Source organism: Streptomyces sp. NRRL F-5755 (assembly GCF_001279365.1).
GTDB lineage: Bacteria > Actinomycetota > Actinomycetes > Streptomycetales > Streptomycetaceae > Streptomyces > Streptomyces rimosus.
In genome coordinates this window covers 1-23,275 of the sequence record NZ_LGCW01000016.1, presented here as the reverse complement: position 1 = coordinate 23,275, position 23,275 = coordinate 1, and the positions used below count along the sequence as shown (strand labels likewise).

The 23,275-nt window shown below is 69.7% G+C and carries 24 protein-coding genes; 8 read left to right on the top strand and 16 right to left on the bottom strand.

What is annotated here, in order from left to right; all coding sequences use genetic code 11:
- Window positions 1-5: 5 nt before the first annotated feature.
- From ADK86_RS03585 to ADK86_RS03565, 5 genes are all read right to left on the bottom strand, one after another.
- The gene (locus ADK86_RS03585; RefSeq protein ID WP_234345678.1) at window positions 6-482 is read right to left on the bottom strand and encodes a hypothetical protein; all 477 of its coding nucleotides are present in this window, start codon (window positions 480-482) and stop codon (window positions 6-8) included.
- Window positions 483-790: 308 nt separating this feature from the next.
- On the bottom strand, window positions 791-1,324 hold the full coding sequence (locus tag ADK86_RS03580) for a TetR/AcrR family transcriptional regulator (RefSeq protein WP_053695247.1): 534 nt from the start codon (window positions 1,322-1,324) through the stop codon (window positions 791-793).
- 22 nt (window positions 1,325-1,346) lie between these two features.
- Entirely contained in the window at window positions 1,347-2,183 is an 837-nt protein-coding gene (locus tag ADK86_RS03575; RefSeq protein ID WP_053695238.1) for an alpha/beta fold hydrolase, read from the bottom strand.
- Between the two features lie 224 nt (window positions 2,184-2,407).
- Complete coding sequence (locus ADK86_RS03570; protein ID WP_053695237.1) at window positions 2,408-3,013, bottom strand: hypothetical protein; 606 nt, start codon at window positions 3,011-3,013, stop codon at window positions 2,408-2,410.
- A gap of 477 nt (window positions 3,014-3,490) precedes the next feature.
- Window positions 3,491-4,066 carry a restriction endonuclease gene (locus ADK86_RS03565; RefSeq protein ID WP_053695236.1) on the bottom strand — a complete coding sequence of 192 codons (576 nt, stop codon included), beginning with the start codon at window positions 4,064-4,066 and terminating at the stop codon, window positions 3,491-3,493.
- Between the two features lie 115 nt (window positions 4,067-4,181).
- On the opposite strand from ADK86_RS03565, the gene ADK86_RS03560 reads away from it, so the two are divergent.
- A complete protein-coding gene (locus ADK86_RS03560; protein WP_053695235.1) occupies window positions 4,182-4,904 on the top strand; it encodes a PhzF family phenazine biosynthesis protein in 723 nt (240 codons plus the stop codon).
- A gap of 279 nt (window positions 4,905-5,183) precedes the next feature.
- Here the strand turns inward: ADK86_RS03560 and argG are convergent, their stop codons facing one another.
- On the bottom strand, window positions 5,184-6,629 hold the full coding sequence (gene argG / locus ADK86_RS03555; RefSeq protein WP_053695234.1) for an argininosuccinate synthase: 1,446 nt from the start codon (window positions 6,627-6,629) through the stop codon (window positions 5,184-5,186).
- Window positions 6,630-6,826: 197 nt separating this feature from the next.
- Here argG and ADK86_RS03550 point away from each other — a divergent pair, with 197 nt between their 5' ends.
- Window positions 6,827-7,324: a DUF4334 domain-containing protein gene (locus ADK86_RS03550; RefSeq protein ID WP_234345676.1), complete on the top strand. Its 498-nt coding sequence runs from the start codon at window positions 6,827-6,829 to the stop codon at window positions 7,322-7,324.
- A gap of 90 nt (window positions 7,325-7,414) precedes the next feature.
- Here ADK86_RS03550 and ADK86_RS03545 read toward each other — a convergent pair whose 3' ends face one another.
- The 4 genes from ADK86_RS03545 to ADK86_RS03530 form a co-directional block, all read right to left on the bottom strand.
- Entirely contained in the window at window positions 7,415-8,269 is an 855-nt protein-coding gene (locus ADK86_RS03545; RefSeq protein ID WP_053695232.1) for a calcium-binding protein, read from the bottom strand.
- A 262-nt stretch (window positions 8,270-8,531) separates the two neighbouring features.
- Window positions 8,532-8,852, bottom strand: coding sequence for a hypothetical protein (locus ADK86_RS03540; RefSeq protein WP_053695231.1), 321 nt, complete (start codon window positions 8,850-8,852; stop codon window positions 8,532-8,534).
- Window positions 8,853-8,926: 74 nt separating this feature from the next.
- Window positions 8,927-9,616, bottom strand: a complete 690-nt coding sequence (locus ADK86_RS03535; RefSeq protein ID WP_053695230.1) for a DJ-1/PfpI family protein — start codon at window positions 9,614-9,616, stop codon at window positions 8,927-8,929.
- Window positions 9,617-9,819: 203 nt separating this feature from the next.
- Window positions 9,820-10,074, bottom strand: a complete 255-nt coding sequence (locus ADK86_RS03530) for a hypothetical protein (protein WP_053695229.1) — start codon at window positions 10,072-10,074, stop codon at window positions 9,820-9,822.
- Window positions 10,075-10,308: 234 nt separating this feature from the next.
- Here ADK86_RS03530 and ADK86_RS03525 point away from each other — a divergent pair, with 234 nt between their 5' ends.
- Window positions 10,309-10,905, top strand: coding sequence for a 2'-5' RNA ligase family protein (locus tag ADK86_RS03525; protein WP_053695228.1), 597 nt, complete (start codon window positions 10,309-10,311; stop codon window positions 10,903-10,905).
- Between the two features lie 227 nt (window positions 10,906-11,132).
- Window positions 11,133-13,421, top strand: a complete 2,289-nt coding sequence (locus ADK86_RS03520; protein WP_053695227.1) for a glycosyl hydrolase family 18 protein — start codon at window positions 11,133-11,135, stop codon at window positions 13,419-13,421.
- A gap of 117 nt (window positions 13,422-13,538) precedes the next feature.
- Here the strand turns inward: ADK86_RS03520 and ADK86_RS03515 are convergent, their stop codons facing one another.
- Window positions 13,539-14,441 (bottom strand): PhzF family phenazine biosynthesis protein, encoded by a 903-nt coding sequence (locus tag ADK86_RS03515; RefSeq protein WP_053695226.1) that lies wholly within the window; start codon window positions 14,439-14,441, stop codon window positions 13,539-13,541.
- A 151-nt stretch (window positions 14,442-14,592) separates the two neighbouring features.
- Between ADK86_RS03515 and ADK86_RS03510 the strand changes: the two genes are divergently transcribed.
- On the top strand, window positions 14,593-15,513 hold the full coding sequence (locus ADK86_RS03510) for a LysR family transcriptional regulator (protein WP_053695225.1): 921 nt from the start codon (window positions 14,593-14,595) through the stop codon (window positions 15,511-15,513).
- A 31-nt stretch (window positions 15,514-15,544) separates the two neighbouring features.
- Here ADK86_RS03510 and ADK86_RS03505 read toward each other — a convergent pair whose 3' ends face one another.
- On the bottom strand, window positions 15,545-16,330 hold the full coding sequence (locus ADK86_RS03505) for an ArsR/SmtB family transcription factor (RefSeq protein WP_053695224.1): 786 nt from the start codon (window positions 16,328-16,330) through the stop codon (window positions 15,545-15,547).
- Window positions 16,331-16,394: 64 nt separating this feature from the next.
- Between ADK86_RS03505 and ADK86_RS03500 the strand changes: the two genes are divergently transcribed.
- Entirely contained in the window at window positions 16,395-17,810 is a 1,416-nt protein-coding gene (locus tag ADK86_RS03500) for a DHA2 family efflux MFS transporter permease subunit (protein ID WP_053695246.1), read from the top strand.
- 15 nt (window positions 17,811-17,825) lie between these two features.
- On the opposite strand, the gene ADK86_RS03495 is transcribed toward ADK86_RS03500, so the two are convergent.
- The 3 genes from ADK86_RS03495 to ADK86_RS03485 all read right to left on the bottom strand — a co-directional run bounded on the left by ADK86_RS03495 (window position 17,826) and on the right by ADK86_RS03485 (window position 20,738).
- Window positions 17,826-18,716, bottom strand: a complete 891-nt coding sequence (locus ADK86_RS03495) for a hypothetical protein (protein ID WP_053695223.1) — start codon at window positions 18,714-18,716, stop codon at window positions 17,826-17,828.
- Complete coding sequence (locus tag ADK86_RS03490) at window positions 18,713-19,510, bottom strand: MerR family transcriptional regulator (protein WP_053695222.1); 798 nt, start codon at window positions 19,508-19,510, stop codon at window positions 18,713-18,715. Before ADK86_RS03490 ends, ADK86_RS03495 begins: the two co-directional genes overlap by 4 nt.
- Window positions 19,511-19,703: 193 nt before the next feature.
- The gene (locus tag ADK86_RS03485) at window positions 19,704-20,738 is read right to left on the bottom strand and encodes a PucR family transcriptional regulator (RefSeq protein ID WP_053695221.1); all 1,035 of its coding nucleotides are present in this window, start codon (window positions 20,736-20,738) and stop codon (window positions 19,704-19,706) included.
- Between the two features lie 107 nt (window positions 20,739-20,845).
- Between ADK86_RS03485 and ADK86_RS03480 the strand changes: the two genes are divergently transcribed.
- Together ADK86_RS03480 and ADK86_RS03475 are read left to right on the top strand one after the other, a co-directional pair.
- Window positions 20,846-21,742 carry an alpha/beta hydrolase gene (locus ADK86_RS03480; RefSeq protein ID WP_053695220.1) on the top strand — a complete coding sequence of 299 codons (897 nt, stop codon included), beginning with the start codon at window positions 20,846-20,848 and terminating at the stop codon, window positions 21,740-21,742.
- A gap of 251 nt (window positions 21,743-21,993) precedes the next feature.
- Window positions 21,994-22,293: a hypothetical protein gene (locus tag ADK86_RS03475; RefSeq protein WP_159393766.1), complete on the top strand. Its 300-nt coding sequence runs from the start codon at window positions 21,994-21,996 to the stop codon at window positions 22,291-22,293.
- A gap of 354 nt (window positions 22,294-22,647) precedes the next feature.
- Here the strand turns inward: ADK86_RS03475 and ADK86_RS03470 are convergent.
- Window positions 22,648-23,275: sensor histidine kinase (locus tag ADK86_RS03470; RefSeq protein WP_199834343.1), on the bottom strand; the 628-nt coding region annotated here is incomplete at its 5' end.

Below are 23,275 nucleotides of genomic sequence, written 5' to 3'. Positions count from 1 at the left end.
GGCTCTCACCGGCCGGTGCGGCGCCGGTAGTAGGCGTAGGTCACCAGCCCCAGCAGCGGCCCCCAGGCGAGCAATGGCAGATAGCACGCCGTCAGGACGGCTTCTTCGGTCACCGTGTGGCCGGGAGGAAACCCGCCGAAGAGGATGCTGAGGAAGAAGTAGTACACGACGCCCATCGACGCGAGGGCACCCAGCACGGCCGGGACCACTGCGGCGAGCGGGCGCACCGGGCGTCCGCCCAGCAACGGGATCCATCGCGGCACCACCTCCCCCCACGGCTGGACCAGCCCCAAGGTGAGCAACCCGAGCCCCTCGGAGACCACGAAGAGCACCATCAGATACAGATCGAGCCCAGCACCATGCTCCCGCGCCTCGGCCGTGCCGAAGCCCGGCACGGCCAGCATCACGCCCATCCGCCACAGCCCCGAGGGCAGAATGGTGAACGGGACAGTGTGCGCCGCGATCCGCGCCCAGCGCGGCACGTCCAACGACGGGGATCCGATAGCGGAAGCTGGTGCGAAGTTCCCTTGCTCAGTCACCGCTCCATGCTTGCCAACAGCTCTTGCCGGCACATCCTTCCAACGAGGCAGCACCGCTCAGCCGAGCGGCGGAGGTCCATAACCCCCAAGGATGATCACCCGGCAAGACGACCTGACGGACACGCCCTTGGCCGGGTAGCCGGGGGCGAAGCGGGCACGGGCGCGCCGGCGGGACGGCACGGGTGCGTGCGGTGGAGCCGTAGGGAGATACCACTTCGCTGTGCCCCCAGGAGCCGCCCACAGCAACCCGCTCACATAGCGCGCAGCCCCCGATCAGCAAACGCGATCATCCATTCAAAACTGTCATCGATATCGGCGCTCCACTGAAATCCATTGCCTGCCTGCAACGTAGCGAAGCCGTGGCAGAGGCTGCGGAGCATACGCAGGGCGTGGTCCACGTCGGACGCCGCGATCTCATAGCCGCGCAGCACCGCCATGAACGCGTCGAGCAGCCGCTGGCCTGCGGTGGCCAACGGATCCTCGGGGCCGGACGGTTCCACGCCGATCGTCGCGGCGTACCGGCCGGGGTGCTCCAGGACGAAGGCGCGGAAGGCGCGTGCCGCGGCTGCGAGGGCATCGCGGCCCGCGTACCCCTGGACCGCGCCGCCGACGGCGTCGGCGGCCTCGCTCAACGCCAGTGCCGCGATACGCCGGTTGAGGTCTTCCTGGCCGCCCACGTGCTTGTACAGAGAGGGGGTACGTACGCCCACCCGCTCGGCCAGCAGCCCCATCGTCAGATTGCCGAGGCCCACCTCGTCGGCGAGGGCCGCACCGGCCGCGACCACGGCCGCAGAATCCAGGCCGACCCTAGGCACGAACGGCCTCCGACCGGAGAAAAGCGAGCATGAGCGAAACCACCTTGTCGGGGAACTGGTCGTGCGGGTAGTGCCCCGCACCCTCGATCATCTCCAGGCGACCGAGACCGGGCGGCAGGTCCTCGATGATCGCGGAGCCCTCGGCGTACGGGTCGGCCCAGTCGGGGTCGAGCGCGCCCATCACGACCAGGACCGGGCAGCGAACGTTGCCGAGCTGCGCGCCGGCGTCGGTCGGGGCGCTGCGGCCCATCCCCTGGAGAGCCTTCATCCGGCCGGGCTCACGCAGCAGAGCGTCGATACGGCCGAGCCGCTCCGCCCAGTCGGCCGGCTTGACGTCGGGGTACGCCACATCGAGGTACGAGCGCCAGAGCGGCACGCTGCCGAGCACACCCGCGCCCAGCAACCGCAACATGCCCCGCCGAAAGCGCCTGACCCGTAGGTCACCGAGGCGGATCGACTGCTTGCGGGTGAACGGCGCCAGCTCGACGACCGCGCTGACCAGCGCGGGCTCTCGCGCCGCGGCGATGGTGGCGGCGCCGCCCGAGATCGAGTGGCCGACGACCACGGCCGGGCCTCCCAGGTGACGGATCACGGCCAGCAGGTCACCGGCGATGGCGGTACGGCTCCAGTCCGGCCACCCCACGCTGGACTGACCGCAGCCGCGCAGATCGACCGCGGCGACCCGGTAGCCCGCGGCCACCAGCGGTGGGATCACGGCACGATACGCGGCACGGCTGTCTCCCATGCCGTGCGCGAGCACGATCAGCGGGCCGGTTCCGGCCACCTCGTAAGCGATGGTGCCGCCGTCGACGGCAAAGTAGTTGGTCATGGCATCCCCCTGGCGCGGCTAAACACGTTAGCCAAAAGCTAATGGTGTTAGCTACGCCTGTCAACGGTGACGCCGCGGGCACGACCGGGAGAGACGATGAAGCGCTATGGATACGGACGGCGCCGCACCGGTAGCGAAGGGGAGGCGCCGAGGGCGTTGTTGGCGGCGTCGACCGGCATGCTCAGCCCGCCTGCACGTCCACCGCCTATACCCCAAGCAATCGCTCAGCGATACGGACTCCAGCGGCCGAAGCGGGCCATCAGCCTCCGCGCCTCGTCCTCATTCAGCCCCAGCGCAGCGGCGGCCTGCTCGGGGCTCGTGTCCCGCCTGGCATCGTGGGCCGGCCAGTACCCGGCCTGTACGGCGGTCACCTCCAACAGGCGGGCTGCCCGCAGAGCCGCCAGCGGCGAGGATTTCGCCAGTTGCTCGATCTCCTCCCCCAGCCGGGTCAGCAAAGTGGTGACCGTCTCCGGCAAAGGGATGGCCGACCTTTCCACCTCTTCGGTGTGCCCGTCCCAGTCCTGCATGCATGCGTCCGCCGCGTCCGCGCCCGCCTCGGCCAGCTTCTGTTCGCCGATCTCGTCCCAGTCCAGCGCGTGCTCTTCGCCGGTCCAGCCGCAGGAACACACCGCGCGCAGCGCGGCCGCCCGCGGTACGCGTGTGAAGCGGCCGTCATAGACGTTCCATTGTGAAACGCTCGGTCCGCCCGCACCGGAACCGCTATCGAAGTAGACCGGGCCCGGTACGGTCCCGTCGGCCAGCAACACACCGACCGCACCTTCGTGCGAGGTCCCGAACTCCTCCGTCGTCCACGTCTCCCGCTCGCCCATGGGCAACCTTCCCGCCGTTTCGACCACGCCCGGACGCGCCCGTGCACCAGACCTTCGTGCACAAGGCGCCGGAGACGACGATGCCGCAGTTCCGCAGAGCCGCACTACCGGATTCGCCAAAGCGGTGAAGATATCTCCGCCCCGGAAACCCGCCAGCCACTCCAGTAGAACTCCTATCGGAATTCCTTCAGGCCGGAAGTCGCACAAGGGTAGGCTCTCGAAAATACTTCTTGAACAGTACGTTTACTTCGCTCTGTCCAGTGAGCGCATGTCCGCGCGGGAGATGTCGACGATGACGAGCAATCGAGTGCGGAGCAGCCCAACCGCCTCGGGTGGTCGTTGGACCAGAAGGTGCGGGAGTTCCTCGCCGTCACCGGAGCCGTCCTGGACGTCGAGGAGTACGACATGACGGGCTGAGCGCGTTCGCTCGTACCGGCCGAGGAGAGCGGCAGGGGCGTCCGCCCGCCCAGATGCAGCTCAGTCGTCGGGAGCGATCTTGCGGTGGTTGCCCGACCGTCCGATGTCGAGATTCAAGAAGGCGGTCAGGGGCGTGCCGCCGTTCCAGAAACCGAGCAGGTTGACGTCGATGAGCACCAGTTGGCGCCTGGCGGCGAAGGCGCGTGCCTGTTGGGTGAAGACGCAGGAGGCGACGAAGACGGGGATATCGGCGCCGTGTTCGTCGCGGGCGGTGCCGTTGAAGGTCTGCAAGTCGCGGCTGCCGACCGAGCGGTGCTTGGCGTAACGCTTGCACTGGATGACGAGTTTTCTGCCGTCGGGCAGGTAGCCGATGACATCCGCGCCCAGGTCACCGGCGCCGCCGACCTGCCGCACCTGCGTGCAGCCGTCCCTGCGGCACAGCTCCGCCACATACTCCTCGAACTGCCGGCCGTTCATCTTCCACACCGCCTCCAACGACCGGCGCGCCTCCCGGCGTTCCTCCTCCTGCCGACGTATCCGCTCGGCACGCGCCTCACGCCGCCCCGCACGCACCAGACCCACGACCACCGCGGCCACCGCCGCAACAGCCACCACTAACAGCACCAGCGTCACCATTCCGCCCCCTTCTGAAGCCCGCGCTACCGAACCGGCGATACGGCATGATCACCTGGGACGCGCGCGTTCTCAACGACAGAACTGCACGATCCCACCGACGCACAAGGAGACGGCCATGGTGGACTGCCTGCTCGCCCACGCTTTCGTCGACGACAACGGAGAGTTCGGGAATCCCGTACTCGTGGTGATCGAACCGAAGGGCGGCGGGCTCCCCCAGGACCGGCGGCAGGAGCTGGCCGACCGGCTCGGCATCCCCGCGGTCGCCTTCGTCCGCTCCCCGCCCGCGCGGCGTGCGTCGATCGCCATCCACGGCTCGTACGGCTTGCCGATCCGGTTCGGCGGCCACCCCGTGCTCGGCACGCTCGAAGTCCTCCACCACCTGGGGCACACCGTCGAGGAGATCGTCCCGGAGGCCGGACCGGTGGCCTGCCGGCGCGACGCGGAGGGAATCTGCCGGCTGACCGCGCCCGCCACCTGGTCCAAGCCGTGGCGCCATCTGCGGATGTCGTCCGCCGCGGAGATCGACGCGCTGACCGAGCTGCCGGACGGGGAGGATTTCACTCAGGTCTGGGCCTGGACGGACGAGGACGCCGGTGAGGTCCGCGCGCGGCTGTGGGCCCCGCGGATCGGGAAGGGCGAGGACGAAGCCTGCGGCAGCGCGTCGATGCTGCTCACCCTCCAGCACGGGCGCCCGCTGCGGGTCCTGCACGGTCGGGGCTCGGTCATACACACCTCGCCCGCCGGTGACGGCCTGGTCGAACTCGGCGGCCGGTGCGCGGTACGAACGCCCGCCGAGGAGGTGACCACCGCGGTGGAACGGGCCTACGGCCGGGGCTGAGCGCGCGTGCCGGTCGGCTCGACGGCACGGCGCCCGGCCCGGTTTCGGGCCGGGCGCCGCGTGCACCGTCGGTCTTACGAAACTGTCGGCCTTACGAGGCCGTCGGCCTCACAGGGCTGCCGGTCCTACGAGCCAGTCGGCCTTACGAGGCTCACGAGGCCGGGGCGCCGCCGCCTTGCCGAGCGAGGCGCCCCTCCACCCTGGGGTACGAGTACCCGTCGACCGGAGGCCGGAGCCGGACGCCGAGGGCCCCGACCGACGGCCGTCGGACCGCACCGATCAGTCCGTCCCCGACTCCATCGCGGCCCGGTCCAGCAGCTCGTCGTCGGCCGAAACCTCGCCCCGGGAGGCGATGGCCTCGGCGCCGCCCTCCGGCATGCTGCCGATCAGGCCGGTCGCCGCGGCCTGGGCGGCGCCGATGGCGGGGCTCGTGGTGCCGATCAGGCCGAGGCCGGCGTACTGCTCAAGCTTGGCGCGCGAGTCGGCGATGTCGAGGTTGCGCATGGTGAGCTGGCCGATCCGGTCCACCGGGCCGAACGCCGAGTCCTCGGTGCGCTCCATGGACAGCTTGTCGGGGTGGTAGCTGAACGCCGGGCCGGTGGTGTCGAGGATCGAATAGTCCTCACCGCGCCGCAGGCGCAGCGTCACCTCGCCGGTCACGGCCGCGCCGACCCAGCGCTGCAGCGATTCGCGCACCATCAGCGCCTGCGGGTCGAGCCAGCGGCCCTCGTACATCAGCCGTCCGAGGCGCCGTCCCTCGGTGTGGTACTGGGCGAGGGTGTCCTCGTTGTGGATCGCGTTGACCAGCCGCTCGTACGCCGCGTGCAGCAGCGCCATGCCGGGCGCCTCGTAGATGCCCCGGCTCTTCGCCTCGATGATCCGGTTCTCGATCTGGTCCGACATGCCCATGCCGTGCCGGCCGCCGACGGCGTTCGCCTCCATGACCAGGTCGACGGCGGTGGCGAACTCCTTGCCGTTGATCGTCACCGGGCGGCCCTGTTCGAAGCCGATCGTCACGTCCTCGGCCGGGATCTCGACCGAGGGGTCCCAGAACCGTACGCCCATGATCGGCTCCACGGTCTCCACGCCGGTGTCCAGGTGCTCCAGCGTCTTGGCCTCGTGGGTGGCGCCCCAGATGTTGGCGTCGGTGGAGTACGCCTTCTCCGTACTGTCGCGGTAGGGCAGGTCGTGGGCGAGCAGCCACTCCGACATCTCCTTGCGGCCGCCCAGCTCGGTCACGAAATCCGCGTCCAGCCAGGGCTTGTAGATCCGCAGGTTCGGGTTGGCGAGCAGCCCGTACCGGTAGAACCTCTCGATGTCGTTGCCCTTGAAGGTCGAGCCGTCGCCCCAGATCTGTACGTCGTCCTCCAGCATCGCCCGGACGAGGAGCGTGCCCGTGACGGCGCGGCCGAGCGGCGTGGTGTTGAAGTACGCGCGTCCGCCCGAGCGGATGTGGAACGCCCCGCAGGCGAGCGCGGCCAGGCCCTCCTCGACCAGCGCGGCACGGCAGTCGACCAGGCGCGCGACCTCGGCACCGTAGGTTTTCGCGCGGCCGGGCACGGAAGCGATGTCCGGCTCGTCGTACTGGCCGATGTCGGCGGTGTAGGTGCACGGGACGGCACCCTTGTCGCGCATCCACGCGACCGCGACGGAGGTGTCGAGACCACCGGAGAAGGCGATGCCGACGCGCTCGCCGGCGGGGAGGGAGGTGAGGACCTTGGACATAGGAAGAGTATGCGCCATTCCGCATGCTCATGCAACGAGGGGCGGGGGTGAGATTCGGATGCCCGGGCGGTCGGGCGGTCGGGCGGTCGGGCAGCAGGAGCTCGGCGGCGGCATCGGGCATCCTGTCCGTCCGATCCGAGGGAGTCCCGTCCATGAGTACCGAGCAGGAGGTACACAAATTGCAGGGAGCACCGGAAGTGCAGGAAGCGCAAGAGATACGAGCAGTACTGGACACCATCGCGTCCGGCGGGGAGTACGCCAACGCGAAACTGGCGGAACTCTTCGACCGCCTCGAACCGGTCGACCTCGGCGTCCTCACCGGCACCTGGCGAGGCGGCGGGTTCGAGCGGACCAGCGAGAACGCCGTACTGCTGGCGAAGATGCGGTGGTACGGCAAGCGGTTCCTCGACGCCGATCACGTGGAACCGCTGCTGTGCCGCGACGAGAGCGGTGCCGTGTACTCGTACGAGGAGATGGGCCTCGCGACGCTGCACGAGGTCGTTTACCGCGGTAAGCAGTCCACGGCGATGGTCTATGACCAGTTGCCCATCATCGACCACTTCCGGCGGCTCACCGACGATGTGCTGCTGGGCGTGATGGCCAAGAAGGGCGCTCCGGCGGATTTCTACTTCCATCTCACCCGCGTATCCGCCACTCCCACAGCAGCGTCGCGGCCTGCCGGGGACGACGGATAGGCCGATAAGGATCAGCGGCTGAATGGCGGCCGGGTCGGCCGAGGCCAGGGCTCAGTCCCGGCTTCGTACCGACCCGGCCCGGCTCCACGCTCAGTCCTGATGTACCTCATTGCGTCCGGGGCCCCCGGAGAGCTTGTCCGTACCCGGGCCGCCCCACAGGACGTCGTCACCGCTGTTGCCCCAGAGCGTGTCGTCACCGGCCTCGCCGTACAGGCGGTCGTTGCCCTTGCCGCCGTAGAGGACGTCGGCGCCGCCCCTGCCGTGCAGGACGTCGTTGCCGTCGTCGCCGTGCAGGGTGTTCCCCTCATCAGTACCGGTCAGGGAGTCGTTGCCGGCGCCGCCGTAGCAATCCTGCCCGCAGTGGGTGAGGGTGTCGTTCCCCGGACCGCCGTAGGAGCCGAAGCCGAACGGTCCACTGCCGCCGTCGATGCGGTCGTCACCGTCGTCCCCGTGCAGCATGGCGCCCGGGGACCCGCTGAGCACGTCATCGCCCTTGCCGCCGTGAACCCGGGCCCAGGCGCTGCTGTCCGGTTCGAGCGTCACGGTGTCGTCCTGGTCGCCGAGGTCGATGCCGTAGGTGTCCGAGTCGTCGGAGTTCTCCGGGATCTTGACCGCGCAGCGTACGGCGGTACGGTCCCCCGGCGTGGGGTACGTGCACTCGTCCGCGTCGGCCGCGCTCGCGTCGATGGCGATGTCGTACAGGTCGTGGAAGGTAAGGACGTAGTACGACTCGAACTCGCCGCGGCGCTCGATCTCTTCGTCGACCGTCAGCTTGTTCTGCTGACCGGGAGCGGCCTTGTACGAGAGCACGCCGGTCTGGTGGACGACGGTGGCCGTGGCGGCCTGTGAGGCTGCCTGGGCGGTCGGTGCCGTAAGGACGGCTGAGCCGAGGACGAGAGTGAGGGCGAGGGATGCGGTAGCAGCGACGGTGCGGTGGGTGCGCATACGGAAGTGGCCCTTCGGGACGTCGGTGTGCTGTGTTGCTCGCGGTCACCGGGTTGGACCAGAGGGCCGAGAGGGGCGTTGTGGCGTCGCGCGTGAACATCGGCGGGCCGGGCAGTGGCGGGGATGTGGCCGGGCCGCGGCCGTATGGCCACTCCCCCGGCCCCTACCGCAACGTGAGGAGGCCCGGGCCTGCGGCCAGGAACGACGGCCGAGCGAACCGCATCACAGCTGCCGTACGCCGACAACGGCCACTGTCCCGATCTCAGTTCTCCGTACCCGCCGGAACGGCGCGACGCTCACCGGTGACCTTCGAGGCCGGGAGGCGTCCCGCCTTGGATGTCCCTGTCAGGGTGTCGCCGTCGACTGCCACGGCGAAGGCCAGGCTCAGCCGCATGGGCTTGGTGATGGACTGCTTCCACGTGAGCCGGTCGCCGTCGAGGATGACTTCACTGAGCGGTATTTCCTCTCCCGCCCCGTGCGCGGTCCCGACGAGAACACCGTCCTCGCGCCGGAATTCGGCTACGGCCTTGATCTTGCCGATGGGTGTGGACACGGACAGATCCCAGGTGCCTTCAACGGACATGGTGCTGTTCTTCCTAACGGTGTCGAGTGATGCGAATGGGCAGTGCAAAGGGAGAAAAGGGAACGGGGCGTAGGTCAAAAGCGGGCGGGTTCCGGGCCCTTGTTCCGCCAGACGGTGCCGCGGCGCTCATAGGCGAAGAGTTCTTCGACCGCATGGGCGATACGGGGACCCACCTCCCGCTCCAGCAGGTACAGACCCAGGTCGAGTCCGGAGGTGACGCCGGCACCGGTGACGAGGTCGCCGTCGTCCACGACACGAGCGCTCACCGCGTGGGCGCCGGTGGCGTCGAGCATGTCCAGACCCATGTGATGGGTGGTGGCACAGCGCCCCTCCAGCAGACCGGCCATGGCCAGGACGAGTGAGCCCCCGCACACGGTACTGACCGTCACGTCGGGATTCTCCATCGCGGCCCGCAGCAGTGCGGGCAGCTCGGTGGTCAGGGTGCGGCCCAGCAGTACGGGGATGGTGTCGCCCTGCGGCGCCTGCCCGGCCCCCGCGTCATGGTGAGGGATCTCGCCGGGATCTCCGATGCGGCCCGCCGCGCCGGGGATCACGATCAGGCCGGGGTGCCCGGGGTCGAGGGCGGCCGTGGCGCGGAGCGCCAGCCCACCGGTGCCGCTGACCACCTCGCGCGGCCCCTCGGCGGAGACCAGCTCCACACTCACCGCGCCCGAGGAGGCCGCGCCGCCGGCGCTCAGCACCTCGTAAGGGGCGATGACATCGAGCGGATCGAAGCCGTCGAACAAGACGAATTGGGCATGCATGGAGCGATCCTTCGCTACGGAGAATTCCGGTCTGCGCCGGGTACGCCCCGAACGTAACCGGCTGCCGACCGCGCCTCCCAGTGGCTGAAGTGACACGTGTCAACGGGATCCCGCCAACGCCGTGAAGAGACCGCTGAGCTGCGCAGCGGCGGTGATTCCGGGAGGCGGAGGCCGACGTGCCGACAGCGCCCGCCCGTCGTACGTCAGCCCAAGCGCAACAACAGGAGCAGCCCGCCCAGGGCGATCAGAGGAAGCCCCAATGCACGAAGAACGGCCGGCTGGGCGAGCGGACCCGCCACGTAGGTCGCCTGCAAGTGCCCGTAGCGCGCCATCATCTCGCGGTGCCGCTCGGCCGCCTTGCTCTGCACCCGTTCACATCGCCGGGTGATGAACCCGCCGATGTCGAACAGCACGAGCACCCCGATCAGTACATACAAAATCGCAAGAACTATTCCCATTGATCGGAGTCTACGGTTCCCGGCCACCGGAACAGGCCACCACGGACAGCGGCAGCCGCCCTGTCGAACTGCGCCCGCTCCTGCGCGCGCCAATCAGCCTCAGTATGGAACGGGTCGCCCGCGAAACATGACCTGATCCGCGCCGCGCGTGAGCCGGACGACCGTACGGCGGGCGAGCACCGACAGCCGGGCCGCCGGGCGCCAATGTCCGCCCCATCCCCCGCCGATGCGATCATGGCGCAGATGTACGCAGACGAAGCACACGAGGACGCCGCCGAAGGCGAGGTCGAGGACGCGAACGAAGGAGAGGACGCGCCCGCAGGATGGCCCGATCTCCCAGGCGACACCGCATTCACCATCAAGGTCCCCGAAGCCGATCCCCTGGTCCGGGCCGGGTTCCCTGCCCACGTGACCGTGCTGTACCCGTTCGTGCACGAGAGTCGCATCGATGCCGTCACCGACCGCGAATTGACCACTCTCTTCGCCGGGCATGACGCTTTCACGCTCACCTTCGACAGCTTTCGCCGCTATCCCGGCGTGCTCTACCTCGATCCGTGGCCGCACGACCCCGTGACCGCGCTGACCAAAGATCTCACCCGGCGGTGGCCGGAGGCGGTGCCTTATCGGGGGATATTCGGCGCCGGACTCGCCCCGCATCTGACGGTCGCGAACAGCGAAGGTCCCGCTACCCAGGACGCCGCTTACGACGCACTGGAGGCCGAACTGGAGCCCCGGCTGCCGCTGAGCTGCCGGGTACAGGCGATCAACCTCATCGTCTGGGACGGAGCACGCTGGCGCGATCGGGCCGCGTACCCGCTGAGACACTGCTAGGGGCCCCTGCCGAGACACCGCCGTCCGCACGGTCGATACGCCCGCCGCCGCCACACCTCCATACCCTCAACTGCCTCTCGCGCCCGGCCCGTTGACGCCTTGGTCCAGACCTTTTATCGTGCGACTGCCATACGGCACCCGGCGCCACACCCGCCACCCTGGCGCGCGGCCGGGGATGCGCACTTCGGTTCTCACACCCTGTACCACTCACACTCACAGGGGTGCTCATGAAAGACCGGCGCAGATTCCGTAGCAGAGCCGCGGCCCTGCTCAGCACATTGATCCTGGCCGTGGCCGCCATGCTGACCGGCCCGGCAGCCCCCGCCCAGGCGGCGGGAACGCTCACCGCGGCCTTCACCGCTCAGGAGAACGGCTCCTGGTGGAAGGGCACTTACGTCGTCCGCAACGGCGGTTCCGCCGCCGTCACCGGCTGGACCCTGGAATTCGACCTGCCGGCCGGTGTGACCATCAGCGGGCACTACAACGGCGACGCCACCGTCAACGGCCGCCACGTAACGGTCAAGAACGCGCACTACAACGCGACCGTTCCGGCCGGCGGCAGTACCGATCCGTTCAGTTACTGGTTCATCGCGAGCGGGCCCGTCGGTACGCCGACCGCCTGCACCGTCAACGGGGACAAGTGCGACGGCTCCCCTGACGTACCGCCGTCCGCGCCCGGTAGCCCCGAGGTCACCGCCACCACCGCGCGCAGCGTCTCGCTGAGCTGGCCGGCCGCATCCCAGGGCGACTACCCGGTCACCTCGTACGAGGTGCTCAGAGAGGGCCGTACGGTCGCCACCTCCACCGGTACCAGCGCAACCGTCACCGGTCTGATCCCGGCCACCCGCTATACGTTCACCGTCCGGGCCAAGGACCGGCGCGGCAACGCGGGGCCGCCGAGTGCGCCGGTGACCGCGAGCACCGTGGACCCGGCGAGCGATCCCGTACCGCCGTCCGCGCCCGGTGGTCTGCGCAGCACCGCGACCACCTCCTCCAGCGTCTCCCTGGCCTGGGACAAGGCCACCGACAACGTCGGCGTGGTCGCGTACGACGTGTACCGGGGCGCCGAGCTGGCCACCACGGTTCCCGGCAGCACCACCAGTGCCACGGTCGGCGGTCTGACGCCCGCCACCGCGTACACCTTCTCCGTAAAGGCGCGCGACGCCGCCGAGAACGCCTCGCCCGCGTCCAACGCCCTGACCGTCACGACGGACGACGTGGCCGGTCCCGGCAAGTACCTGAAGGTGGGCTATTTCGCACAGTGGGGCATCTACGGGCGCCAGTACTTCGTCAAGAACCTGGACACCTCGGGTGCCGCCGCGAAACTCGACGTCATCAACTACGCCTTCGCCAATATCGACCCCGTCAACCTCACCTGCCTGGCCGGGGTGACCAAGGGCACCTCGGGCAATCCGCAGGACCCGGACGAGGGCACGGGGGCGGGCGACGCGGACGCCGACTACGGGCGTGCCTTCCCCGCCGCGCAGTCGGTGGACGGGGTGGCGGACGACGGCTGGGGCAAGCTGCGCGGCAACTTCAATCAGCTCAAGAAGCTCAAGGCCAAACACCCGCACCTGAAGGTGGTGATGTCGCTCGGCGGCTGGACGTACTCGAAGTTCTTCTCCGACGCGGCGGCCACCGACGCCTCCCGCAAGAAGTTCGTCGCCTCCTGCGTCGATGTGTGGATCAAGGGCAATCTGCCCGCCTACAACGGCGCGGGCGGTCCCGGAACGGGCGCGGGCGTCTTCGACGGGATCGATCTGGACTGGGAGTGGCCGGGCGCCGAGGGCCACCCGGGCAACCACTACAGCCCGGCCGACAAGGCCAACCTCGCGCTGCTGATCAAAGAGTTCCGCCGGCAGCTCGACGCGCTGGGCGGCGAGCACAAGCTGCTGACCGCGTTCACCCCTGCCGACCCGGTCAAGATCCAGCAGGGCTGGGACCTGTCCACGATCTTCGAGTCGCTGGACTACGCCAACGTCCAGGGCTACGACTTCCACGGCTCGGGCAGCGACAATTCCTGGGAGCCCAAGCGCACCGGCCACCAGGCCAACCTGTACCGCGACGCCCAGGACCCGTACACCTTCGACTTCAGCGTCGAGCGCGCCGTCAGGACGTACCTGGACGCGAAGGTCAGTCCGCGCAAGCTGACCATCGGCTTCCCGTTCTACGGGCGCGGCTGGAAGACCGTCGCGGACGGCGGGGTGCACGGCGAGTGGCAGTCGGCGGACGGCGCGGCCCCGGGCCAGTTCCCGGAGGAGGCGGGCATCCGGGGCTACCAGAACCTGCTGGCCAACGTGCCCAACATGACCATCCACCACGATGAGCAGTCCATCTCGACGTACGGGTACACCGGGGCGGGCGGTCAATGGTGGTCGTTCGACGATACGTGGTCGATCGGGAAGAAGACGGACTGGGTCAAATCCAAGGGGCTTCTGGGCGCCATGGTCTGGGAGATGTCCGGTGACACCCCGACGGGCACCTTGATGAAGGCCATCGACAGCGGGCTCCCGTAGTCAGGTAGTCCCGTAGCCATCGGACAGTCGCTCGCGCTGTGGGTCCCGCCGTCGGACCGGCGGGACCCACCATGCGCGTGGTGGGCCTGGCTCGCGGGCCGCCACCTGAGCACCCGGTCAGGTGAGTACGACGGCCTGGCCGCTCACGCTCACGCGCGGGTCGGACGCGTCGGTGGTGACGGTGAGCAGGCTCGGCCGGCCCATGTCGTAACCCTGCAGCACCGTTATGGGGGTGCCGACCGCTTCCCATCCGATCGCACGCAGGTAGCCGCCGAAAGCCGCGGCCGCCGCACCGGTCGCCGGATCTTCGACAACTCCGCCGAGGGGGAAGGGATCGCGTGCGTGGAAGAGGGTGTCGGTCTGCCGGTGGAAAAGGTGAACGGTGGTCCAGCTCTGGTCACGTGAAAGCGCTTCCAGCGCCTCGAAGTCGTAATCGAGTTCAGCCAGGCGTTCGCGGGAAGCGGCTGCCAGTATCAAATGGTGGTTACCGGCGAAAGCCACATGGGCCGGAAAGGCGGGGTCCAGATCGTCCTCGGACCAGCGCAGCGCTTCGAGAGCGGAGGCGAGGTGCTGAGGTGCGACCGGCTCCGAGGAGGTGGGGACGCTGGTGAGCGTTGCGCGAAGTCCGTGCCCGTCCGCTTCGGCCATTTCGGTCATGACGTCGACCCGTCCGGCGTTGGTCTGAAAAGCCAGCGCTCCGGGTGTGCCGCGTTCGGCGAGGGCGACGGCGGTGGCGACGGTGGCGTGACCGCAGAAGTCGACCTCCGCGCGGGGGCTGAAGTAGCGGACGCGGTGGGTGCGGTTGGGAGTGTGGGTGTCGTCAGGGGTGTGAGTACGGTCGGAAGTGTGAGCCCTGTCGGGGGCCTCCGTAGCGGTGACGAAAGCCGTCTCGGAAAACCCCACCTCCTTCGCGATACGGAGCATGTCCGCCTCGTCAAGTCCCTGAGCGTCGAGGACCACTCCCGCGGGGTTGCCCCCATCGGGCCGGTCGGTGAAAGCGCTGTAACGCAGAATCTCCATGCCCTCAGCATCCCAACCGCCCCCTATCGCGTCCAATGATTGCTTGTGAGAGCTGCCATCGGTATCTTCTATGGTCTTGCCCGAAGGGCGCCGAGCGCCTCCATGAACGGAGGCCGGACGGAAGAGGCATGGAAGAGACGGGAAGCATTCCTTGGACACCCGCCTGCTGCGCACCTTCACCACCCTGGCCCGCACCGGAAGTTTCACCGCCGCCGCTGCGGAACTCCACCTGGCCCAGTCGACCGTCACCGTGCAGATCCGCGCCCTGGAAAAGGACCTGCGCGTACGGCTCTTCGACCGCCTGCCCTCCGGAGCCGTACTCACCGACACCGGAGCCCGTCTCCTTGAGCGGGCCCAACACGTACTGGACGCCGAGGACCGCCTCCACCACGAGGCGCACACCGCCGCCCCGATCGAGGGCAATGTCACCCTCGGCGCCAGCGAATCCCTGTGCGCCTACCGCCTGCCGCTCGCGGTGGCCGCATTGAGCCGGGACTTGCCCACCGTCGAGATTCATATGCGGGCTGTGGGAACTCCGTCGGAGGCATCGGAGCAGCTGAAAGCGGGGCGTGTCGATGTCTCCCTGCTCCTCGAATCCCGCACGGACATACCGCATTTGGAGACGGAGGTCATCGGCCACGAGCCGTTGGCGCTCGTCGCGGCGCCCGGCCATCCATTGGTTGAGGCCCAGGCATCGCCCCACCACCCAAGCGAGTTGGGCGAGTTGGGCGAACTGAAGGAACAGACTTTCTTTCTGCTCGAAGAGGGCTGCTCCTATAGCGACGACTTCGCCCACCAGTTGCTCGCCACACCCGGCGAGCCTCCGCGCATCACCCGATTCGGCAGCATCGAGGCCGTACGCGCCTGCGTCGAGGCCGGCCTCGGTCTCGCCCTGCTGCCGGTGGTCAGCGTCGCCGCCGACCTGGCTTCCGGCCGACTCCGCACGCTCCGTAATTTCCCCGAAGTCCCCATTCTCATGCTCCGCCACCGCAGCCGCTGGACCAGCCCGGCAGCACAGACGGTCATGGCCCGGCTGAGGCGGGTGGCTGCTGAGGGCTGGGTGGGCGGGTGATGCTGACAGTGGGGAGGAACACTGCCCACCGTCACAGGGCCTGAGCGACCGGTACTCCGAATGTCGACTCCAGCCCCTCCCGGCCGATGTCGGTGAGGTGGAGGACGCGGCGGTACTTGCCACGGCGGAGCCAGTTCAAGGCGAACATCCGGGCGGCCAGCGCGGTACCGAGCGCTCCGGCGAGGTGGGGGCGCTGTTCGGACCAGTCGATGCAGTACCGGACGGAGGCGCGGCGACGTGGCAGACGGTCCAGGTCCACGCCGAAGCTGCCGAGCTCCTGCCGGCCCTGGGAGGTGAGGAGGTAGACGGTGTTGGTGGCGGCGTCACTTGTTGGAGGGCGCTCCGGGCTCTCTGCGGTTCCCGTACGTTCTGAGAGATCCGTGGGCTCCGTGGTCTCTGCGAGCAGAATGCCGCGCGCCTGTAAGGCGTCCATCACCGCGACGCCGAGGCGCCCGGCCAGGTGGTCGTAGCACAGCCGGGCGCGCAGCAACGCCCGGGCCCGGGTGTCCGCGCTCAAGGAGCGTGGTGGCAGGGGGCGGGCGATGCGCGCAAGTTGTTCGAGGGCGCGGGAGACGTCCGTGGTCGCGAGCCGGTAGTAGCGGTGCCGACCGTCGAGTTCGACGGTCACCAGCTTGGCTTCGCGGAGTCTGGCCAGGTGGCTGCTCATGGTGGAGTTGCTGACTCCGGCTTCGGCGGCGAGCGCGCTCGCGGGGAGGGCTGTGCCGCCGGCGAGGGCCAGCAGCGCCTTGGCGCGGGAGGGGTCGCCGATCGCTGCCGCGACATGGGCCACATCGGTTTCGGTCCGGGCGGTCGTCATGCCCGAAGCGTATGCCGAGGACGTTTCGCCCGGCGTCGCAGTGTTCCAGCTCCACACTGGCGGCATGACGATCACCGATGCATCCGTGGAACGGGCCGTCAGCGGCGGCCGTGGGACAAAACTGCCGCTCGTGGCCGTCTGCCTGGGTTACTTCATGGTCATTCTCGACGTCACGGTGGTTTCCGTGACGGCCCCGGCCATCGGCGCCGCCTTGCACGCTTCGGTGACCGGACTGCAATGGGTGGTGGACGGCTACAGCCTGGTGTTCGCCGGGCTGCTGCTCTTCTGCGGCGGGCTCGGTGACAGAATCGGCGCCAAGCCGGTGTTTCTGGCCGGACTCGTGGTGTTCACATGCGCATCCGCCGGCTGCGGTCTCACGCCCACTGCGCCGGGCCTGGTCCTCGCCCGGCTGGCACAGGGGGCCGGAGCCGCGCTGATGGTTCCAGCGTCTCTGTCGCTGCTGAAGGCCGCCTATTCGAACAAAGCGGCACGCGCCCGTGCGTTCGGCGTATGGGGCACGGTCTCCGGCCTCGCCGCCGGTGCCGGTCCCGTTCTCGGTGGTCTTCTCGCCTCCGGGGCCGGCTGGCGATCGGTGTTTCTGGTCAACGTCCCCGTCGGGGTGGCGGCGATCGCCTTGACCGCGCGGTACGTCCCGTCCACGGCTGTGGCCAGCCGTCGGTCCGGGCTGGACGTCCCGGCACAGTTGGCGATGGCAGCGGCACTGACCGGTCTGACCAGCGGACTCATCGAGGCAGGGGCACTGCACTGGACACACCCCGCCGTTCTCGGTGCCTTCGCGGTCTTCCTCACCGGCTGCGTGGCCTTCCTCCTGCTGGAGCGGCGCTCCCGCGCGCCCATGCTGCCGCTGTCCCTCTTCCGTATCCCCGACTTCACGGCCTCGGTGATCATCGGTGTACTGCTCAACATCGGTTTCTACGGCCTGTTGTTCCTCGCTCCGCTCTACTTCCAGCGGCTGCACCACTACGGCGTTCTGCGGACCGGGGTCGCTCTCCTGCCCATCGTGGGCGTCGTCGCTCTGGCGTCCGCACTGGCCGGCCGCATCACCGCATGCACCGGCCCACGCTTGCCCATGGTGACCGGCCTGGCCGTCGGAGCGGCGGGCTTGCTCGGCTGGCTCCTCGCCGGCCCCGGCACTCCATACCCGGCTCTGATCGCCCCGATGGCCGCAGTGGGGTTCGGGACCGCTTTCACCATGCCGGCCGCCACCACAGCCGCAATGGAGTCGGCTCCTGCCGGACACGGTGGCGCCGCCTCCGCGGCCTTCAACGCGGCGCGCCAGACGGGCGGCGCCATCGGCGTCGCCGCCTTCGGCACACTGGTGGCGGGCGATCTCGTCGGCGGCCTGCACACCGCGGTGACCAGCGGCGCCTTGGGGTTCCTCGCGGCTGCGTGCCTCACCGTACGGCTCATCCGGGATCCGCGAGCGGCGGAGGTCTCGGGGCGTGCTGCGCAGACCTGATCGAGGGGATGCTGTTCACCGGCCAGGGGCACGGCTACGGTGCGCCGACTCGGCGTCGGAGGTTCCGCCCGCCGAGCAGCCCGCCCTCAGCGCCGCCACGGCCGGCGCAGGGTCGTCGGCGTAGAAGCGGAACGTGTGGGCCTCGGTGGGTTTGCCCAGGGCTCGTATGTAACGGACGGGCTCGGTGAGTTCTACGGTGATCGTCGTCTGGCCGGCTACGGCCATGTCGGCGATGCCGTTGTCGTTCACGGCGGCCAGCTTGCCGCTCGGGTACTGCCGGTCGAGGCGTACGGAGGCTATGCGGTCGGCCGGGATGCGGATGTCCAGCAGGGCGCCGTAGCGCAGGCGTAGTGAGCCGTCGGGCGCGATCACGTGCGGGCGCACCACGCAGGAGGCGTGCAGGGCGATCATGAAGTAGCAGCCCCAGATGTCGAGGGCAAGGGTGACGGCGTGCACCGCCGGCCAGGGGATCAGGTAGGCGAGGCCCACGGTCTCGACGATGCAGACGAAGAGGAAGCCGTAGGTGACCGCCACCTGGCCGGGGGCGTACGGGACGGGCAGGTCGCCGTCGCGTACGCCGTGCGGGCCGCGGCGGGTCACCCAGCGCAGGAAGCTGGTGGAGAGGAAGAGCTCGTGGGCCGTCAGCTTGCGTACGGCCGCCGGGACGGTGTCGGCGATCGCGGCGGCGAAGGCGGGACGGTGGTCGAGACCGTCCCGGCGGTGCCGGCGGTGGTCGAGGGCGAGCAGTACGGCCGCCGTGATCATGAGCACGAGCACGGCAAGCTCCACCGCCAGCCGGGCGTCCGAGGGTATCCGTACCCCGCCGGCCACGCACAGGACCAGGACCAGTTCAACGGGCAGGAGTGCGGCGAAACCCCAGCGCACGGCCCTTTGCAGCACCCTCACCCGGCACGCTCCCGCAGCAGTTCGACGGCACGGTGCACGGCCGCGGCCTGGGCGGGGGCGAAGTCCGCGAAGAAGGCGTCCGCGAATCCGCCGTGCTCGCCGGCATCGCCGGGGTCCCGGAGGGTCATCGCCTGTGCCGCCTCGTCCGGGACGCTGTCGGCGATGGCCCGGGCGGTCTCCTCCACCCGGGGGTCGTCCTCGGCGGCCTCGGCCAGCTCGTCCAGCCGGGCGTAGACGGCGTAGGCGCGCCGCATGGCCTCCGGGTCGGCGGTGAGGCTGTGTACCAGGGCGTCCAGCCAGCCGCGGTCGCCGCCCGGTGAGCCGGTTTCCAGCAGGGCGAGGAGCTGCCGCTCCTGGGCGGCCATCGCCGGTTCCGGTCCGGGCAGCCCCGCCGAGGCGCGGGCCATGTCGTCGAAGAGGGCCGTGAGCTCGGGCGACACGGGGGCCTCCGCGGGCAGCCGCCCGGACTGCGCGGCCTGCTGGAGCAGCTGGTGCAGGCGGGCGCGGCGCTGCCGGATGGCCTCCTCCTGGCGGGCCAGGTCGGCGTCCAGCTCGGCGAGGATCTCAACCAGGTCCTTGCCCGCGTCGTCCGCCAGCGCGTCCTTCACCTCGTCCAGGCTCAGGCCGAGCTCGGTGAGCCGCCGGATACGGGCCAGCTCAGCGGCGTCGCGCAGCGAGTACTCGCGGTATCCGTTGGGCTGCCGCGGCGGCTCGGGCAGCAGCCCGATGCGGTGGTAGTGCCGCACGGCGCGGGTGGTGATGCCGGCAGTTCCGGCGAGCTCTCCGATGCGCATGACAGCAGTAGAAGCGTTGTCGCTGCGACAAGGTCAAGCGACACGGGTCGAGAGGGGGTGGGGTGGGGTGGGGTGGGCTCGTACGGCGTATGTGGATTCGTACGGTGTATGCGTACGGCCTGAGCCGGCACTGGCGGCGAGGGGGTCGGCGCGGCGAGGGCCCGACGGCGGCCGCAGCGGCGGCCCACCGTCCTCAGCTGTCGAGCAGCCGCCACGCCGTGAGGGCGAAGGTAGCCCGGGTCAGTCCCACGGGGTCGGTGAGGTCGATGTCCAGAGTGTCCGAGATCTGTGCGAGGCGGCGGGAGACGCTGCTGTGGTGGCGGTGGAGCAGGTCGGCGGCCCGGCGCAGGGAGCCGGTGGCGCAGTAGGCGTCGAGGGTTTCGAGGTCTTCGGGGTGGGTGGCGAGGCGGGCGATCGCGGCCACGTCGGCGTTGTCGCGTACGGCGTCCTGGGGCACCTCGGCGAGGAGGGCCACGGCGCCCAGGTCGGTGTGGTGGAGGACCGGACGGCGCGGGGTGGTGAAGCGCAGGGCGGTACGGGCTTGCTGCCAGGAGCGGTGCGGGCTGTCGGCGGTGCCGATGCCCGCGTGGACGCCGACCGGGAAGCGGGTCCGGTCCATGGTGGTGGCCAGGAGGACGCCCACATCGGCGAGGGGCGCCGCCTTGACGGGGCGGGCCGGGCAGATCAGCGCGCCGATCCGGTCGAGCGGGAGCCGGGTGCGTACGGCGACGACGTGGACCGGCAGGCCGGCGGCGAACCCCAGCAGCCGCAGCGCCCGGGCCCGCGCGGCCTCGTCGCTGTCGGGGCTGATGGCCAGTTCGACGAGGGCGGGGTCGGCCATGGTGGTGCGGGCCGGGCCGTAACGCTCCGCGGCGGCCGCGGCGGCCAGCGCGAGCCGCTCCAGGAGCACTTCGTCGAGCGGGTTGGGCGGGCCGGAACGCTCCAGCCACACCGTGCCGATCTCCTCGTCGTCGAGGGTGATCGGCACGGTGGTGGAGGCGGGCCGCGGCGGGGCGGACGCCGGCCGGCCGTCGGGCGCGAAGCGGATCGCGCGCCCCGTGCCGTGCAGGCAGATCGCAGCCACGCATTCGGCCAGGCCCGCCGAGGCCCGGGCCAGCGCGGGAAGATCCACCCGCCGGCGCATCAGCGTGTCGTAGAACGTGATGACGCGCATCGCGCCGTCGACGTACGCATCCAGTCCTGACAGCCGTACGGCCAGTGCCTCCATGGCAGGAGCATAGAAGGACAGGAGCGCGCCGATCGGTGCGGGACCGGGGTGGGATGCGCGACAGTTGGCGGACGTGTCCGGGGACGGCAGCCGCCAGGATGAACGGCATGGATCCCGAACTCGAAGCGTTTTTGCCGCTGTTCCCGCTGGCCGACCTGAACGACCCGGTCGCCGCCCGCAAGGACTTCGCCGACCTGGCGGCCAAGCTGCCGCCGCCGGACACCACAGGGCTGGTCATCGAGGACCGTACGGTGCCCGCCGACCCGGACGTACCGGTACGTATCTACCGCCCGAACGAAGCGCGGGGCGCCCTCGTGTGGCTGCACGGCGGCGGATTCGTCATGGGCGACCTGAACACCGAGCACCCGTGGGCCACCCGGCTCGCCGGCCTCTCCGGCGCGATGGTGATCTCGGTGGGCTACCGCCTGGCCCCCGAGAACCCCTTCCCGGCCGCCCTGGACGACGCATCCGCCGTACTGGCTTGGACGACCGAGCACGCGGCCGAGCTGGGCATCAGCCCGGACCGGATCGCGGTCGGCGGGCACAGCGCCGGCGGCGGGCTCGCGGCCGCGGTGGCCCTGCGGGCCCGCGACCAGCAGGGACCACCGCTCTGCTACCAGCTGCTCAGCCAGCCCGTACTCGACGACCGGCAGGAGACCTGGTCGCAGCGCAACTTCACCGACACGCCCTGGATGAACCGCAGCAAGGTCACGGCCATGTGGCGGCACTACCTGGGCTCCGCGCCGGCCACACCGTACGCCGCCCCCGCCCGGGCCACCGACCTGTCCGGCCTGCCGCCCGCCTACATCGCCACCGCGGAGCTGTGCCCCAACCGCGACGAGGACATCACCTACGGGCTGCGTCTGCTCCAGGCCAGGGTCCCGGTCGAGCTGCACCAATGGTCCGGGACCTTCCACGGCTCACAGGCCATTTTGTCCGCCGAGGTCTCACAACGGCAGATCGCCGAAATCGGGGCGGTGCTGCGCCGCGCCTTGGCCGACTGAGGACGGGGAGCAGATCGGTTACGAGGAGCGCGGAACGCGCTTCCCCGACTGCTCCGCATCCGCCCCTCGTCGGCCCTTCCAGAGAATTCCGTGAACGCCCGGCCCGCATCGCGCAGGCAGGATGCAGGCAGGATGTGGACACTGTGCGAAACGTCCGGGCTGAGAGGCCGTATGTCGATGCGGGCGGCTTCGGTGTTCTGCCGGTAGTAGCCGTACGCGGCTGCCGGAATGCGCCGTGGATGGAAGTGGACGTGCAGCAGATATTGCTGCACGCTCAACGGCAGAGCACGCTCATGATGTTCCGATGGCTTCCAGCGGGGGCCGACGTCGAGCGTGTAGTTGATGATCGCCGTGTCGCCTCGGGTGAGGGCTCTCCCGAAGCCGATGTCGAAGACCGCGGAGCCCAGTTCGTGGTGGAATCGCAGGGCGTTCAGGCGCCGGCAGTGGACGGTCACCTGCACGGATGGGGTGTCGGAGTCGTCCAGCTGGTGGTGCGCGGTCAGGTGCCGTACGCCGTCACGCGTGGCCTGTACGACGTGCTGACCGTGTAGCGCGCGAAGGCTTTGCAACGCGCCCGGCGCCGTATTCAGGATGGACTCGACTTCGCTCACCGCACGCAACGACTACTGGCGCATGAATGCGGACCGGTTGCGGGGAAACCGGTCCGCATTCGCAGGAGAACTCTGGGCGGCGGGTCCCGTGCATGACAAGACTGGTGGTCGAGGAGGAAATCAACAGAACTGCGGTTAACTGTTTATGGCGGGGTTCGCGGCGATCATCGCGCCGGCACACGGCAAGGGTTGGCCGTACCCGTGAGGGAGACAGCCGGATGGGCCCGGGGGAATTCGACTGCCGAGGCGCCCCCAGTTTTCCCTGGGGCGATATTGCCGTAAGTGTGGACGGCTTCAGCTAGGGGCCGGGGCACCCGGCGGAGTGTCGGTGTGTGCGGTGATGCTGGTTTTGTCCTGGGCTGCTTGCTCGTTCGCGGTCTTGTCGCGTGGCAGCACGACCCGTATGACCAGGCCGCCGCCCTCGCGGGGATGGGCGGTGGTGGTGCCGTCGTGGGCCCGTACTGCCGCGCGCACGATGGTCAGGCCGAGGCCGACGCCCTTGTCGCTGCCGGTGCGCTCCGTACGGAGGCGACGGAAGGGCTCGAAGAGGTTCTCCACCTCGTACGCCGGGACCGCCGGGCCGGTGTTGGTGACGACCAGTACCGCATAGTCCTGCTGCGGCTCGGTGGTGAGCTCTATCCAGCCGTCATCGGGCCTGTTGTAGCGGACCGCGTTCTGTACAAGGTTGAGCGCGATGCGCTCCAGGAGGACGCCATTGCCCTGGACGAACGCCTGCTGCCGTACGCCGCGGATCTCCACGCCCTTGGCCTGGGCCTCGGCGCGGGCCTGGTCGAGAGCCTGCGAGGCGACCTCGGCCAGATCCACCGGCTTCTTGTCCACGATCTTGTTCTCGCTGCGGGCGAGCAGCAGCAGGCCCTCGACCAGCTGCTCGCTGCGCTCGTTGGTCGCCAGCAGCGTCTTG